This window comes from Breznakia pachnodae (assembly GCF_030814225.1).
Classification (GTDB): Bacteria; Bacillota_I; Bacilli_A; order Erysipelotrichales; family Erysipelotrichaceae; genus Breznakia; species Breznakia pachnodae.
Genome location: NZ_JAUSUR010000001.1, coordinates 1003933 through 1019904 on the forward strand (window position 1 = coordinate 1003933; position 15972 = coordinate 1019904).

Annotated in this window: 12 protein-coding genes and 1 pseudogene; 4 read left to right on the forward strand and 9 right to left on the reverse strand. The window is 32.8% G+C overall.

What is annotated here, in order from left to right:
* The first annotated feature begins 50 nt into the window (after window positions 1–50).
* Together J2S15_RS04825 and ftsH are read left to right on the forward strand one after the other, a co-directional pair.
* Complete coding sequence (locus J2S15_RS04825; protein WP_307405968.1) at window positions 51–365, forward strand: zinc ribbon domain-containing protein; 315 nt, start codon at window positions 51–53, stop codon at window positions 363–365.
* Window positions 328–2301, forward strand: coding sequence for an ATP-dependent zinc metalloprotease FtsH (ftsH, locus tag J2S15_RS04830; protein WP_307405970.1), 1974 nt, complete (start codon window positions 328–330; stop codon window positions 2299–2301). The genes J2S15_RS04825 and ftsH overlap by 38 nt, the downstream gene beginning before the upstream one ends.
* Before the next feature lie 44 nt (window positions 2302–2345).
* Here ftsH and J2S15_RS04835 read toward each other — a convergent pair whose 3' ends face one another.
* The 3 genes and pseudogenes from J2S15_RS04835 to J2S15_RS04845 all read right to left on the reverse strand — a co-directional run bounded on the left by J2S15_RS04835 (window position 2346) and on the right by J2S15_RS04845 (window position 5532).
* Complete coding sequence (locus J2S15_RS04835; RefSeq protein ID WP_307405972.1) at window positions 2346–4094, reverse strand: 1-deoxy-D-xylulose-5-phosphate synthase; 1749 nt, start codon at window positions 4092–4094, stop codon at window positions 2346–2348.
* 67 nt (window positions 4095–4161) lie between these two features.
* Window positions 4162–4497: pseudogene (locus J2S15_RS04840) on the reverse strand (MerR family transcriptional regulator); the annotation flags it as partial.
* Window positions 4498–4632: 135 nt separating this feature from the next.
* Window positions 4633–5532, reverse strand: a complete 900-nt coding sequence (locus J2S15_RS04845) for an AraC family transcriptional regulator (RefSeq protein WP_307405975.1) — start codon at window positions 5530–5532, stop codon at window positions 4633–4635.
* Window positions 5533–5634: 102 nt separating this feature from the next.
* Here J2S15_RS04845 and J2S15_RS04850 point away from each other — a divergent pair, with 102 nt between their 5' ends.
* Entirely contained in the window at window positions 5635–7032 is a 1398-nt protein-coding gene (locus tag J2S15_RS04850; protein ID WP_307405977.1) for an MATE family efflux transporter, read from the forward strand.
* A 165-nt stretch (window positions 7033–7197) separates the two neighbouring features.
* Here J2S15_RS04850 and J2S15_RS04855 read toward each other — a convergent pair whose 3' ends face one another.
* The 6 genes from J2S15_RS04855 to J2S15_RS04880 all read right to left on the reverse strand — a co-directional run bounded on the left by J2S15_RS04855 (window position 7198) and on the right by J2S15_RS04880 (window position 14802).
* A complete protein-coding gene (locus tag J2S15_RS04855; protein WP_307405978.1) occupies window positions 7198–8592 on the reverse strand; it encodes a coiled-coil domain-containing protein in 1395 nt (464 codons plus the stop codon).
* Between the two features lie 12 nt (window positions 8593–8604).
* Window positions 8605–8754: a hypothetical protein gene (locus J2S15_RS04860; protein ID WP_307405980.1), complete on the reverse strand. Its 150-nt coding sequence runs from the start codon at window positions 8752–8754 to the stop codon at window positions 8605–8607.
* Window positions 8755–9239: 485 nt separating this feature from the next.
* Complete coding sequence (locus J2S15_RS04865; protein WP_307405983.1) at window positions 9240–10511, reverse strand: outer membrane protein assembly factor BamB family protein; 1272 nt, start codon at window positions 10509–10511, stop codon at window positions 9240–9242.
* A 328-nt stretch (window positions 10512–10839) separates the two neighbouring features.
* Window positions 10840–11802, reverse strand: a complete 963-nt coding sequence (locus J2S15_RS04870; protein WP_307405985.1) for a carbohydrate kinase family protein — start codon at window positions 11800–11802, stop codon at window positions 10840–10842.
* Between the two features lie 176 nt (window positions 11803–11978).
* Window positions 11979–13433, reverse strand: a complete 1455-nt coding sequence (locus J2S15_RS04875) for a family 1 glycosylhydrolase (RefSeq protein ID WP_307405987.1) — start codon at window positions 13431–13433, stop codon at window positions 11979–11981.
* 1 nt (window position 13434) lies between these two features.
* Window positions 13435–14802 carry a PTS transporter subunit EIIC gene (locus J2S15_RS04880; protein ID WP_307405990.1) on the reverse strand — a complete coding sequence of 456 codons (1368 nt, stop codon included), beginning with the start codon at window positions 14800–14802 and terminating at the stop codon, window positions 13435–13437.
* A 159-nt stretch (window positions 14803–14961) separates the two neighbouring features.
* Between J2S15_RS04880 and J2S15_RS04885 the strand changes: the two genes are divergently transcribed.
* On the forward strand, window positions 14962–15954 hold the full coding sequence (locus J2S15_RS04885; RefSeq protein ID WP_307405991.1) for an AraC family transcriptional regulator: 993 nt from the start codon (window positions 14962–14964) through the stop codon (window positions 15952–15954).
* Window positions 15955–15972: the final 18 nt, after the last annotated feature.

The window sequence follows — 15972 nt, forward strand, 5'->3', positions numbered from 1 at the left end:
TTTTGTCTTTTCATCTCCTTTATCATGTACACAAGAAGCGAGGTGGTTGTTTGAAAACTAAGAAACAAAATCACGATGATGAACTCAACTATCTTGAGTTTGAGCTTCGTGAACAGTATATGATGTTTGGCAAAAAGATTTTAGATTATGTAAACAATGAACAGATTCAAATCGATAAAACATTAAATCGAATTATTGAAGAAAAGAAATGCAAAATATTAGAAGAAGCATATATCCAGTGTCATAAATGTATGACGTTAAATACAAATGACAGTAACTATTGTAAGTGGTGTGGAACTCCACTAGATAAACAGGAGGAAACAGAAAATGAACTTAAAGAAAATGAATCGCAATCGAGCAAATAACAATGATAATAATTATAGGCAGAGTCAGGATCAGAAAACTAGGGTTCCCAGAGGTCCAAACTTGTTCAATATTTTATTAGTATTTTTCATGATTACCTGTCTTTTCAATATATTATTCCCTGGTAGCAGTGAAACAACAGCACAACAAATTACCTATAGTCAATTTATTGAACTAGTAGAAACTGAGCAAGTAGACAGTGCAACTATCAGCGATAGTGAAATTATGATTTCACTTGATAAAGATGCTAGTAAAAAAGAAGTAAAAGCAATTGTATCCAATGATGATATTAAATTAAAAGAAGATATTGAAGATACAAAGTTTATAACTGAAAGAGTTGATGATGAACAGTTAGTTACTAGACTAACCGAAAACAATGTAGACTTCTCACAAACAAAAACTGAAACTGCATCACCTATTATCTCTTTTATCAGCGCATGGATTCTTCCAATGATTATCATGTACCTGATTTACTATTTCATGATTCGTAGCATTTCCAAACGTATGGGTAAAAATGTTGGTGAAGGTGGAGGAATGGGTGGTTTCTCACAATCAATGAACATTGGAAAGAGTAAAGCTAAAGAATACAATGTAGAGAAAAATACAGGAGTAACTTTTAAAGATGTTGCTGGACAAGATGAAGCAAAAGATAGTCTTAATGAAATGGTAGATTATCTTCATGACCCTAAGAAATATCAGAAGATTGGGGCTAAACAACCAAAAGGTGCATTATTAGTAGGTCCTCCAGGTACTGGTAAAACATTACTTGCAAAAGCAGTTGCTGGTGAAGCAAAGGTACCTTTCTATTCAATCTCAGGTAGTGAGTTTGTGGAAATGTTTGTTGGAGTAGGAGCATCAAGAGTAAGAGACTTATTTAAACAAGCTAAGAAAAATGCGCCATGTATTATTTTTATTGATGAAATTGATGCTATTGGTAAAAGTAGAGACAATGCTTATTCACAAAATGATGAGCGTGAACAGACATTAAATCAATTGTTAGCAGAAATGGATGGATTTGACAGCAACAATGGAATCATTGTATTAGCTGCTACTAACCGTCCTGAAATATTGGATAAAGCGTTATTACGTCCTGGTCGTTTTGATCGCAGAATTATTGTGGAAAGACCAGATTTAATTGGACGTGAATCAATTTTAAAAGTACATGCAAAGAATGTAAAAATGAGTCCTGTTGCAGATTTACATAAAATTGCTCTTGCGACTAGTGGTGCGACTGGTGCTGACTTAGCAAATATGATCAATGAAGCTGCTCTATTAGCAGTTAAAGAAAATCGTGAACTAGTTGAACAAAAGGATTTAATGGAAGCTGTTGAAGTTGTCATTGCTGGTAAAGAAAAGAAAGATCGAATCATGGGACCAGAAGAGCGTAAGATTGTTTCTTATCATGAAGTTGGTCACGCTCTTGTAAGTGCACTTCAAAAGAATGCACAACCAGTTCAAAAGATTACAATTGTTCCTAGAACTATGGGTAGTCTTGGGTATACAATGAATATGCCAGAAGAAGAAAAATACTTGAATTCCAAATCGGAAATGTTAGCTCAAATTACTGTTCTACTTGGTGGTCGTGCTGCTGAACAAATCAAATTTGGTGATGTAACTACAGGTGCCTCAAATGATATTGAACGAGCTACGAAACTTGCTAGAAGTATGGTTACTCAATATGGTATGAGTGATGAACTCGGACCAGTTGCCTTAGAAACCACTACAAATCAATATCTAAGTGCTAAAAGCAATATGAACTGCTCTGAAGAAACAAGCACTTTAATTGATAAGGAAGTAAAAAGAATTGTAAGTTCTTGTGAAGAAGAAGCTATTAAACTTCTAAGTAAAAATATTGAAAACTTAGATAAAATCTCTGAATTCTTACTAGAAAAAGAAAATATTACAGGTGAAGAATTTATGGAATTATTGAATCAATAGATGATCAAAAGCCACTGCTCAATTTACTAAGCAGTGGCTTTTCTTTACTTTCTTATATTGTTTAAAATATCTTCAACTATTTGTTCAGCATTCAAACGATTCATATTATAAACTTCAGCTAGCGGAACTAAGTCATTATAGTTTTTCTCCGCTCCATAGTTTAGTACTTTCATATTAAAAGTCGCATAATATCGATCCACTTTTTCACCAAATCCACCATCTAGTAAACCATCTTCCAATGTTACTACTAAGTCATGGTTTTCCTTTAATTGATGTAATATATCTTTATCAATCATTGAGTAGTTAACTGGATTTACGATTGTTGCATTTATTGATTTTGATGCTAATAGTTCTGATACTTCCTTGGCTAATGCCATGAAGTTACCAAGACCAAGTAGGGCAACCTTGTTTCCTTGCTTCTCTATCACTGCTTTCATGCAGTTCTCTTGCGAGAAACTTACTTCTTTACCAGTTGATACTACTTTCTTAGGAACTCTAATAATCACTGGATAACTATTTTGTTCAATTGACCAATCAAGCATTGCCAGATACTCTTCTTTGGTAGTAGGTGCAAGACATACAAGATTAGGAATATTACTCATTAGTGACATATCAAACATTCCTAAATGAGTACAATCCCCACCTCCAATCGAACCACCAAATACTAATATTGTTGCTGGAGAATTATTCATAGCTAAGTCATGATTCAGCTGATCATATGTTCTTTGTGAAAAACTGCTGGCTATTTCATACACTGGTTTCGCTCCATTTCTAGCCATACCTGAAATCATTGCAACTGCATGTTCTTCAGCAACTCCAACATCAATATACTGATTACCTGCTTGTTCTCTAAAGTCTGTTGTTAAACCTGTTGCACCAGGCGTCCCTGCAGACAACACCGCAATTGTTTTATCTTTCTTAATCTTTTCTAAAAGAAACTGAGATGTTATTTTTTCATATGTAGGCATTTTCATCATAGCCTCAGAGTCAAAACTAGCTGGCATCATCCAGTGACCTGCTTCTTTGTTATCCATTGCCCACTTCAACCCTTTTCCTTTTAATGTATGTAAATGAATAACTGTAGGTTTTGTTGTATCTTTCACTTTTCTAAATATATCTATTAATGATTCTATATCATTTCCTTCTTCAATATAGTAATAATTCAAACCAAAAGTTTTAAAGAAATTATTCACACTTGTTCCTTTTGATTCACGTAATTCCTTAAAATTGGAATACATTCCTCCTTGGTTTGGGGCGATTGACATTTCATTATCATTAAATAGAATAATAAAATTACTATTCAACACTGAAGCATTATTTAAGCCTTCAAATGCTTCACCACCAGACATTGAACCATCACCGATAACCGCAATAACATTTTCATTACCACCTTTTAAATCTCTTGCTTTTGCTAATCCTGTGGCAAGTGATACAGATGTTGATGTATGTCCTATTTTGAAAATATCATGTTCACTTTCACTGGGTGTTGTAAACCCACTTAATGAGTGATGCTTTTCTTTATTTATAAAACCTTCTTTTCTACCTGTTAGTATTTTATGCGTATAACTTTGATGCGATACATCAAATACAAATTTATCTTTTGGAGAATCAAAAACATAATGCATAGCAATCGTTGTTTCAACCATTCCTAAATTTGATCCCATATGTCCACCCATCATCGCTACATTTTCTATTAAAGTATTTCTAATTTCACCTGCAAGATGATTTAACTCATCAATACTTAACTCTTTTAAGTCTTTTGGTTCATTTACTTCTTCTAATATACTAGCCATCCTTTTTCCTCTAACTTTCCTTTTTCTTATCTGTTGATATTTTATCATTCCTGAATGTAGGATTACATCAATTCTTATGAACGTTTTCACTTCCTTCTTGGATTGCAGTCTCATAGTACCACTTTTTATATTCTAATTCTTTTAAGTGATACTTCAAATCCTTAATCTGATCTTTAATATTTTGTTCTTGTTCAAGAATAATTTCATATCGATGTTGAAGTGAATCATCACCTTTTTGTGCGAGTTCAAAGTATTCCTTTATTTTCTTTAATGACATATTAGTATTTCTTAAACAATTTAAGACTCTAAGCCAAGCAAAGTCCTTATCTTCAAATACTCTTACACCATTTACCCGTTTCACATCTGGCAGTAAACCTTCTTTATCATAGTACCTTAATGTATAAGCAGTAACCCCTTCATTTCAGCTACTTCTAAAATAGAATATGACATTATAAAATACCTCCTTTATTAAGAACATTTACATTATCTCACTTAGAGTTAACTCTAAGTCAAGGGAAAATAAAAAAACATTACAATTTTATAATGTCTTTCTATATGCATAAGGGGTACAACCATATTTCTTTTTAAATATCTTTCCAAAATAACTGGAACTATTAAATCCACATGACATACTAATATCAGATATCGTTCTCGTTGTCTCCACTAATAATCGTGAAGCCTGTGATAAACGATGATCATTAATATACTCTAATGGTGACTTACTTGTAAATTTCTTAAAACTACGATAACACTCGGAACGACTAATGCCAACACTTTCAGCAATTGTCTGAACTGTAATATCTTCTCCATAATTATGGGTAATAAATGCCAGTATCTGTTTAGTCATTTCTAGATTTCGATTACTCCTCTTTTTCGTCTGCACAATTGCTTTTCGTTGAATATCTTCCATATTCATCATTATTAATACCCATAGTTCACTAAGAACACTAATACAACGCAATTCATATCCTACTTCATTTCGCTCTAAATTATATAAATCTAATAACTTTTGTTTAATCTCTTCTGTGTATATTTCTTCATTACTAAAAATACAACACTCAAAGTCACTTTCTAAGAAAGGTGTAAAATGTTTTGTGTATAAAGAACTATTAATATCATTTGAAAATAACAAAGGCGAAAAGGCTGCTATAAACATTTTAGAATTATGAACTCCCTTATGTTGAACTGCAGAATGTAAGATATTGGCGTTAATTAACATACAATCATTTTTCTTAAGATTTAGTTTCTTGTTATTTACTGTAAAATCAACTTCACCAGCAATAACAATTCCAAATTCTATTTCATTATGCCAATGTGTATTTAACGTATTATTATAAAAGCATTCATAATCATCAATGCAGATTTCAACTGGAAATGACGGATCATCATACTCTATCATTTCCTTATAATCGTTCGTTACTCTTATTTCTTTAATCATACATACCTCTTTGAGACAATAATACCAAATCTTGATACATTTTGTATATAAATTGTTACAAATTTTATATAAAATAGATACTGTACGAAAGTGAGGTATGCTATGAACAGAGTAAAAGATATGACACAGGGAAATCCTACAAGATTAATATTAATGTTTGCAATTCCTTTAATTCTAGGAAATCTTGGTCAACAATTATATATGATTATTGATGCTATCATAGTAGGACAGGGTGTTGGTGTAACCGCATTGGCCTCACTGGGAGCAACGGATTGGACCTATTGGTTATTACTATGGGTTATTCAGGCACTAACACAAGGATGTGCTATTCGAATCACCCAGGACTTTGGTTCTAAGAATCATGACCAATTAAGAAGGTCAATTGCTATGTCAATTATCATCTGTGCAGTTGCTGGAATCGTTGTAACTGTTCTAGGCTTAATTGCAGGTCGACCATTACTAGAGTTATTAAACACACCTGAAAATCTATTAGATGGTGCCTTAACTTATTTATATATTATGGTATCAGGTATTATGGTCGTTGTTTGTTATAACCTGTCATCTTCAATATTAAGAGCATTTGGAGACGGTAAGACACCATTAATTGCAATGGCGATTGCAGCTGTTACTAATATTGCATTGGACCTATTGTTTGTCATGGTATTCTCTTGGGGAATTGCAGGCGCAGCAATTGCTACTGTAATTGCACAATTTATATCATTCCTATATTGCTTACTTGTTATTAGAAAAATTAAGTTTATTAAATTACATAAAGAGGATTGGACAATCCAATCTCCATTAATTAAGGGTTTATTAAAACTTGGTTCACCATTAGTTCTGCAACACATTGTTATTGCAGTTGGTGGAATGGTATTACAATCAGTAATTAATAAATATGGATTCTTATTTGTTGCAGGATTTACCGCAACGAATAAACTCTATGGTTTGCTTGAAAGTTCTGCTATATCCTTTGGATATGCATCTACAACCTTTACCGCACAAAACTGGGGTGCCAGAAAAATCAAGCGAATCAAAGAAGGACTTAAAAGTTCCACAAAACTATCGCTTATGGTTTCAGTATTTGTATCCATTCTGATGATTGTATTTGGTAAACCACTACTACAATTATTTATATCAAACGATGCTAATTCAGCTGAAGTATTAAATATTGCTTATCAATATCTATTTATTATGAGTCTATTATTATCATCACTTTATATGCTTTATACCTATCGTTGTACTTTACAAGGATTAGGAAATACGGTTGCACCAATGATTTCGGGATTCATTGAATTTGTGATGAGAATTGGTTCTGCACTACTTCTTCCAATATTTATGGGAAGTTTAGGTATCTTCTTTGCCGAAGTTACTGCTTGGGTTGGTGCAATGATATATCTGATGTACGCGTGTCTTACTTCAATTAAAGAGATCACAGAAACTGTTCCTGATGCTGAAGAAGAGGAAGTATTGCAAGAAACTCTTGTGTTTGAAAATGAATAATCGAAAAGAAGGAAATGATACTTAAATCACTTCCTTCTTTTTCTTACTATGGTATGTTATGCATAAAACTTTTAAGCAATAATTTACCACTTACTCTATCATGAAAAGGGCTTGTTTTCCTATGATATTTCAATCATTATTACTATCATATATTATCTGCTCTACTTAACTTCTACTATGAGAAAGTCTTTTCTTTGTAATCATTACAGTAGTACCTAATGCAACTGTAATAAGCGCAAGTAACTGTCCAAATGATGTAGTATCTCCTGTGCTAGGTGATGAAACAGTTGAATCTGTAGTTTTACTATCAGTTCCAGCAATAGAAGCATTTGCTTTATTAACTATAATTGATTTATACCCATCTTCATATCCTGATTGATAGTTTTCACCTTCATTACTGATATCTTCTTTTTCTTCCAAATTAGCTGCTGCCTTACCACCAGCAATTACTCCAGCCAAATACTCTTGTGCTGCTGTATAATCATCTTTCGCTTTTTGCAGTTTTTCATATGCACTTGCTACATTCGCAGTTTCATCAGTTGTCACTTTTGTAAGTGTTTCTTTAAGTGCGTTCAAATTGCTTGTAGCCAATGCAACTGCATTTTCTGATTCTTCATAAACTGCGGTTGCTTCATCAAATACTTTTTGTGCTTCAATGACTTCATCCTTTGCAATTTCTAAAATATCTGCAGCAGTATTTGCTACAACTACTGCATCATCAAATAACATTGTAGCTGTATCCAATATTGTTTGTGCATTAATTACTGCTTGTTTTGCATCTTCAATAGTTGCATTTGCTGCTTCAATAACTGGAGTCTGAACCATAACTTCTTTATCTAGTTCTGCTTGTTTTGCATCTAACCAAACTTGTGCATCTGCAACCGCCGTTTCCGCATTTGTCACAATTCCTTCTTTACGAGTAATCCATCCATTAGCTGTATCAATAATCGCCTGTTGTTCATCAATCTGTGGTTGACGAATACGCACTTCTTTTTCATAATCTGCAAGTTTTTGAGCTTCATTTGCTGATCCTTGTGCAATCACATATTGGCTGTACTTATTATCAATCCATCCCCGATGTGTTGCAATCGCACTTTCAGCTGCTTCAATAATTGGAGTTTGCTTCGCAACTTCTTTTTCTAACTCTGCTTCTTTTTCACTTAAGAAAACTTCAGCATCATCTAATGCAATTTGCGCAGATTCAACAATCCCCTCTTTACGAGTAATCCATCCTTCTGCTGTTTCAATAATCGCTGTTTGTTCTTCTAATACTGATTCTAGATTTGCTTCAGCAGTTTCTAATGCTGATAAAGCAAGATCTGCTGCTTCTTGAGCTGACTCCATTGTAGCAACTGCATTATCATATGCTTCTTGTGCAGAATCTTGATTATCATTTGCAGTCTCTAATGCTGTTTCAGCTACTTCCAATGCCTCTGTAGCTGCCTTTAATGATTCAAGTGCCTCTGCCAATACTTCTTCCTGCTTTGTAACATCTTGTGTCGCTATACTGATATTTGTGCCCTGTGTGACAAGTGACTGTAAGTATTCCTTTTGCGCCACATCTAGTGCTTCCTATGCATCTTCAACTGTTGTTTCTGATTTAGCAACCAATTCATCATAATCTGTATAATCCACTGTATACTCATTCTCTGTTGCAGAGATATTTGTAACACCAGTAAATGCAACCATTATTGACGCTAATACTAACATAAATTTTTTCATCATTTCCCTACCTTTCAATTTATGAAATTTGCTACATTCCCTTGATTTTATATCAATCCTTTTCTATATAACCTAACCACCGCATTCATATAATTGCCCTTCATTGTGTAATAAATAATTTCCTGTAGCATAAGTAGCCATCATTTCTACTTAGTTTTCTCAATTCATTTTCATCTCATCTTTGTTACTAAAGAAAACCTAAATTCAAATTATTATGACCCTCCCTTCATTTCTTAATTTCATCTCATTTTTGTGTTTTGCTTTATCTACATCATGGGAAGAAAATCAGACTTTTTTTCACCTCCATGTTAGAATATAATCACATGGAAATAAGCCCATGAATAAAGGCTTTTGAATTTCGAACCATGTAAAAAGAGGGGCGGGAATAAAAGTCTACATTTTTTCCCGCTCTATATTTATTTGATATAAAAAATCTATATTTTCCCACAAAAAAAGTCGTAAACTTAATTACGACTTAGTTTTATTTAACTTCTTTTGTATCTTGCAATAGCAGTTAATGATATGAATGCTAATCCAACATATAACATAAGATTTGTAGAATCACCTGTTGCTGGTGCCTGAGTTTTACTTCCCTGGCTTGAACCTTGTTGAGTATCACTTCCACCAATTGTAGAACCTCCAGGTTTGTCTGGGTCTATTGGTTGGGTTGGTTCTACTGGTGGTACACTTAGTATAAAACCATATTCTTTTATAAATGGATCATTATTCACAAGTCCAACTGCTATAAAATTACCATTATCAAGAGTTTCAAATCCCCAAACTCTAAATTGTTGACTTCCCTCTGGTCTGGGAATAACTACAGTTCTAATTTCTTCAAGTGTATTTTTTGAAATCTCTACATAACTAAAATAATTATACGGACGTTCTATTAATACTTGATAACTATCATCTGTTTCATTTATAAATTTAAAATTAGAATACGATAAACCTCCAGTTTTTTCATTTATAACGGTTCCATCATAGTCTAATAAGGTTAAAACTGCATTTGTACTTGTACTTCCTGCAATCATAACTTTACCATCAACAACATCAACATCTTTCACATAGTCACAAGACAATGTAAAACTGGATATTATTGTCCCCTCACCATCTAGCATAACAACATCATTGTTTGTAGTACCTGCAAATAGACTACCTACAAGAAGAATCTTTCCATTTGGCAATACATTAATATTTGTAATTGAACGCTCTAACCAATCATCTTTCGTCCCAATTTCTTTTTGCCAAATTAATGTCTGAGCATCCTTGCTAATCTTAGATATAACTGCACTATATTTCCCATAACCATCTGCTTTTACAGTTGCAATTAAATATCCATCACTTGTTTCCTCTATCGTTCTTGCATAAATAGTTAATCCATTTAAAACCGATTCCATATCAGTTTTCCATTCCACCTGTCCAGAACTATTTAGTTTCCTTAACCCGCTTGAATCTGTTGATATTAATACACCACCATCGCTAGTCACTTTAATCACTTGGATACCTTCTGTAACATCACTTTGATATCGCCATACTTCTTTACCATCTGTATCTAATTTCATTACTATAGTTTTTAATCCCATCATGCCAGACACTATATAGCCATCACTAACCTTCTCAAGACGACTAAAAATTCCATTTTCATAAACTTCTGAGTTTACTTCATCAAACGTTTCCTCTTCTGCTTGTAGTGTGTTTGTTAGACCTATTGTAAAAAACAAACTTAATACAAGCCCTAATACTAATTTCTTTTTCATTTTCCCTCCTAGCATTAAAAATGAACAGATAAAAAGATTATAATATCTTAAATCTATCTGCTTTTATTATACCAAACATTAATAATGAGTGATATATATAGTTGTATTACTCTAAGAAAAAAGCAAAAGCCACGATTGGTGAAAGTGGCTTTTGCTTTTTATAATAATTGTTCAAAAGAATCCTGAAAGAATGGTTCAAAGTGTGTAAAATCGTGAGTGAGATTCGTACCACTTCTTCCAGTAACTACATTATAGAATATAGTTATTAAGAAGATGTCAAAAAATTATTAAATTTTTATTAAGTTTTTTCTTTAGAAATTCTAAAGGTTTATAATTTTGACTTAAAATCTTCTAGAGTTTCGTGTGTTGCCATTGCTGACAGTGCTCCTATTTGAGTGACTGTATAGGCTGCATACAGATTCGCAAAATCTAAGTATTCTGTTAGTTCTTCACTAGTATACTCTTCTAAATCTTTCTCACTCTTTAAGATTCGATATAAAAGTGCTCCTATAAATGAATCTCCTGCTCCTGTTGCGTCTACTGCTTCCACAGTATATCCTTCTGATGAAACTTTAAAATTCTTTGTATAGATTTCTGCACCATTTTTTCCTTTTGTATAAATCAATAATTTACATCTGCCTGCAAATAATTGTGGCAGAACTTCATCAATAGAATCACATCCAAAAATAAATTCTAACTCATCATCTGCTATTTTTAAAATATCTGCATATTCAATATAATCATTTACTGTTTCTTTTAATTCATCTTCTTTATCCCACAATGATAATCTTAAATTAGGATCAAAACTAATAAATACATTTCGGTCAATTGCCATACGAATTAGTTTATCATGTGATTTCTTCATTAAAGAATCAACCAAATCTACGCTACAAAAATGAAGTACACCACAATCTGCCAGTGCACCTTCTTTAATATTGCTTTGATCAAAATAAAGATCTGCTGCGTTTTTACGATAAAACTTAAAATCTCTATCTCCATCATCTGATAATGATACAAATGCTAAAGATGTTTCATAATCATCCGATTGTGTAATATTAGATACATCAATATTACATCCTGCTAATGTTTCAATAATATGATCACCAAATGCATCGTTTCCCACCTGAGTAAATACTTTTGATGAACCACCTAATTTTGCGACTGCTCCAGCTACATTCACTGGTGCACCACCTACTACACGTTTAAAGGATACAACATCCTTTAGTTTTCTGCCCTTTTCAACCGGTACGAAGTCTAATAACGCTTCCCCAATCGTACATAACTTTTTCATACTCTCTCCTCTAATGCCCTTCATCTAACATGATAACAATAATAAAAATTCTTAAATTGCCTTATGTCTATTTTATACTATTTTAGCATTTAGTTATATAGATAAGTGAAAAATATTTCTTTTATTTGTGACTTATCTAGTAAAAGAAAAAACCAGTATGAGTACTGGCTAAATCTTTATTCTATATCTGCTCCATTACTATTAATACATTTTTGATACCACGTAAAGGAATCTTTTTTTATTCTCCTGTTAGTACCATTTCCTTCTTCATCACGATCTACATAAATAACGCCGTATCGCTTACTCATTTCAATTGTTCCACAAGAAACAATATCAATAATTCCCCACATTGTATATCCAATTAAATCAACTCCATCTTGAATTGCTTCATCCATCTGACGAACATGTTCCCTTAGATAATTGATTCGATAATCATCATGAACTTTGTCATCTTCGACTATATCAGTTGCACCTAATCCATTTTCCGCGATAAACAATGGAAGACGATAACGGTCATACATATCATTCAATGTAATTCGCAATCCAATTGGATCAATTTGCCATCCCCATTCACTTGTTTTCAAATAAGGATTTTTATTTCCAGTAACTAAATTTGCACTTGTTTTTTCATGTGTTGTATCAGTAGTTGCCACCATTGACATATAATAACTGAATGCAATGAAATCGACTTTTCCTTTTTTTAGAATCTCTGTATCACCATCTTCTATTTTTATTGTGATATTCAAATCTTTAAACATTCTTTTAGTATAGCTTGGATACTCACCATGAGCCATAACATCTAAATAGAAATAGTTTTTATAGTTTTCATCCAATACTGCCTGCATCACATCTTCAGGTTTGGGAGTAGCTGGATAAGTTGTAAACCTTGCTATCATTCCTCCAAGCATGCTTCCTGGAAGCATTTCATGTGCTGCTTCTACAGTTAATGCATTCGCAAGAAACTGATGATGTGTACATTGAAAGATTGCTGAATCGTAATCTTCTTCCTGATCCTTGATTAGACAACATCCATTATATGGATTAAATCTTGCACAGTTAATTTCATTGAAGGGCAGCCAATAATCTACAAGATTACCTAAATGTTTAAACAATGTTCTTGCATATTTTACATAGAAATCAATTGTTTGACGATTCTTCCATCCTCCATATTTGGTTACCAGATTTACTGGAATATTATAATGAAGAATCGTTGCAAATACCTTCATTCCACGTTTCTTACATTCACTGAATAAATCTACATAAAATTGAATACCTTCTTGATTAGGCGTCTCATCATCACCATTTGGGAAAATACGAGACCAACTGATAGATGTACGAAATACATTTAATCCCAGTTCTTCAAATAAGGCTAAATCTTCTTTATAGTTATCATAGAAATCAATTGCCCAGCGAAACGGGTAATGGGTATTTTCTTGAGCATTTAACGCTTCTTCAAATCGTTCACTTGTCATATTAATATTACGGTTTACTGTTCTTTGTTCCTTATCCCAATTTGCATCGAAATAACGTAAATCTTGTGTATCTAAACCTTTTTTGCCTTTATCATATGCACCATCTGCCTGTGATGCCGCAATTGCTCCACCCCATAAAAAGTCTTTTTGAAATGCCATACTATATCTCCTCAATCATCTTGTTATCTTTTTTCACTAGCATATACGTTAATCCAAAGGCAACTACAAACGATGCAACTACACCAATGATTGCAAAAATGAAATTCATAGTATTATCTGGATCTACAAAGATTGCAATTGTTGTCAATCCTGTTGGACCAAATACGATTCTTTTAACTCCAGCAATACCACAAATTAAACCACCTGTTAATCCTCCTGCAAGAGCTGCAAAGAATGGCTTTCTTAATTTCAAGTTTACTCCATACATTGCTGGTTCTGTAACACCTAGCAGCGCAGATACTCCAGTGGAAGCAGCCATCGCTTTAAAGTCAGTATCCTTTGCCAATAAACTAACTGCCAGTGCTGCTGCACCTTGAGCAACATTTGCAACTAAGAATCCAGCTCCAAGCATATCAAATCCATTGGCCGCAATTGCTGTCATAACTAACGGAATGGTTACTACATAATGCATTCCAAACATAATAACAATTGGTGCAGCTACTCCAAAGATAATTGGTAGTGACCAAGGTGCCTGTGTCTGTATTACATTTAGTACTGATTCTAATCCCTGACCAACAATTGTACCTAATGGTCCAACTACACAGAAGGCAATCGGAATCATTATTAGTAATGTAAGAAATGGCTTAATAAAGAACTTAATTGCATTTGGTACAACCTTATCCATGAAGTGTTCAATATAGGAAGCAACCCAAACAACTAAAATGATTGGAATAACTGTAGATGTATACTTTGCAAGGGTCATAGGTATAAACCCAAAAATTGTTACTGATTCTCCTGCTTCTACCATACTCATATACGTAGGATGAATCATCATTAGTCCTAACATCATTCCAAGCATTGGATTCATTTTAAACTTAACTGCTGCTGAGTATGCTAGCATAATTGGTAAGAAATAGAATGCTGTATCGCCAACAAATGTTAATACTGTATAGGTCTGAGAAGTTTCACTTAACAGATTAAACATCGTAAGCAAAATAATTAATACTTTAATCATCGATGCTCCAACAATTGCAGGAAGAATTGGTGTAAAGATTCCTGAAATTGTATCTAATACCCTGGCAAACAATGATTTTGGCTCTTCTACAGTATCTGCTGTCATTTTTCCATCTAAAAGTGGTGTAACTTCATTATAGATATTTGCTACATCCTGACCCACGATGACCTGATGCTGACCTCCAGCTACAACGGTTCCCATAACACCATTGATTGCCTTTAGTTTTTCTTCATCAAACTGATCTCCATTATGTAATGTAAAACGAAGTCTTGTAGCACAGTGTGTTACACTCGAAATATTTCCCTTTCCTCCAACTGATTCTACAATCTGTTGAGCAAGTTTTTTATAATCCATAAATTTCTCCTTTATATTAAAAATTAATATTTTGAATAAATAGCTATTTATCTCTACAGCTAAATCTCTTATAATTTAACTATATAACAAAGTATAAATTCAAACACTGTATTTAACAATGTCAAAAGAGAACAGAAAGACTAACAAAAGGTAAGATTTATGAACCAGCAAGAAATCGATCAATTTTTACGTAGTGTAAACGAAAGCGAAGCTTTCTATTTAGCCAACCCAGGTCAATTATCACCAAAGTATATAAACATGGAAAAACATTTTGTGGATGGAATAGAAGCACTGCGTTTCACCCAAAAGAAATTACTAGAAAATGAAATTGTAATTGTGAAGGATTCCCGATTTACATTTGTTCCTTTTTATACACATTCTAATATTAATCTAAATTTTATCTATTCAGGAGAGTGCACATATTTAATTAAAGATAAATATATTACTTTAAAGAAAGGTGATATCTGTATCTTCGATAAAGATGTTGTTCGTTCTAAAATGAAGACAGGTGAAAATGATATTGTCTTAAATGTGTCATTAAGTTATAAATTCTTTGATAATGGAATTTTAAGTCATGTTGGTAAACAAAGTATTATTGCCAACTTCTTGATCAATGCAATCTCCAATAGTGAGACTCATGATTCCTATATGATATTTAATAGTAATTCTAACAAGCATATTACTGATTTATTTCTAAGTATCTTATACGAATACTATAATCAGAATATATATGCTAATGAAACCATTGAGTCTTACTTGTCACTTATCTTTATTGAACTCATTCGTTTGTACTTAAAAGATCCGGATAATCAAGTTATCCAGACGAGTAAAAAAGATAGTACTTTAGTAATAGATATTATTAAATATATTGAATGCAATTATGTTAGCTGCACATTAGAAGAAGTAGCACATGAGTTTGGTTATCATCCAAAATACTTATCATCTTTTATCAAACAGAAACTTGGTAAAAATTTTAAAGAGATACAAACGACACAACGATTACAGGCAGCATCGAATTATCTAAAGAACACAGATCATTCTATTCAGGAAATTGCTTATCATGTTGGATTTAAGAATCTGACTCAGTTTTATAAAAAGTTTCAAGATCAATTTCAGGTATCTCCAAAGCAATATCGAGAAAAAAACATATAGTCTTGATTGGCTATATGT

Excerpts from the sequence above, each read along its gene's own strand:
- ftsH (WP_307405970.1), top strand. The coding sequence starts at position 328 with ATGAACTTAAAGAAAATGAATCGCAATCGAGCAAATAACAATGATAAT.
- J2S15_RS04835 (WP_307405972.1), bottom strand. The coding sequence starts at position 4,094 with ATGGCTAGTATATTAGAAGAAGTAAATGAACCAAAAGACTTAAAAGAG.
- J2S15_RS04845 (WP_307405975.1), bottom strand. The coding sequence starts at position 5,532 with ATGATTAAAGAAATAAGAGTAACGAACGATTATAAGGAAATGATAGAG.
- J2S15_RS04850 (WP_307405977.1), top strand. The coding sequence starts at position 5,635 with ATGAACAGAGTAAAAGATATGACACAGGGAAATCCTACAAGATTAATA.
- J2S15_RS04860 (WP_307405980.1), bottom strand. The coding sequence starts at position 8,754 with ATGAAAAAATTTATGTTAGTATTAGCGTCAATAATGGTTGCATTTACT.
- J2S15_RS04865 (WP_307405983.1), bottom strand. The coding sequence starts at position 10,511 with ATGAAAAAGAAATTAGTATTAGGGCTTGTATTAAGTTTGTTTTTTACA.
- J2S15_RS04870 (WP_307405985.1), bottom strand. The coding sequence starts at position 11,802 with ATGAAAAAGTTATGTACGATTGGGGAAGCGTTATTAGACTTCGTACCG.
- J2S15_RS04875 (WP_307405987.1), bottom strand. The coding sequence starts at position 13,433 with ATGGCATTTCAAAAAGACTTTTTATGGGGTGGAGCAATTGCGGCATCA.
- J2S15_RS04880 (WP_307405990.1), bottom strand. The coding sequence starts at position 14,802 with ATGGATTATAAAAAACTTGCTCAACAGATTGTAGAATCAGTTGGAGGA.
- J2S15_RS04885 (WP_307405991.1), top strand. The coding sequence starts at position 14,962 with ATGAACCAGCAAGAAATCGATCAATTTTTACGTAGTGTAAACGAAAGC.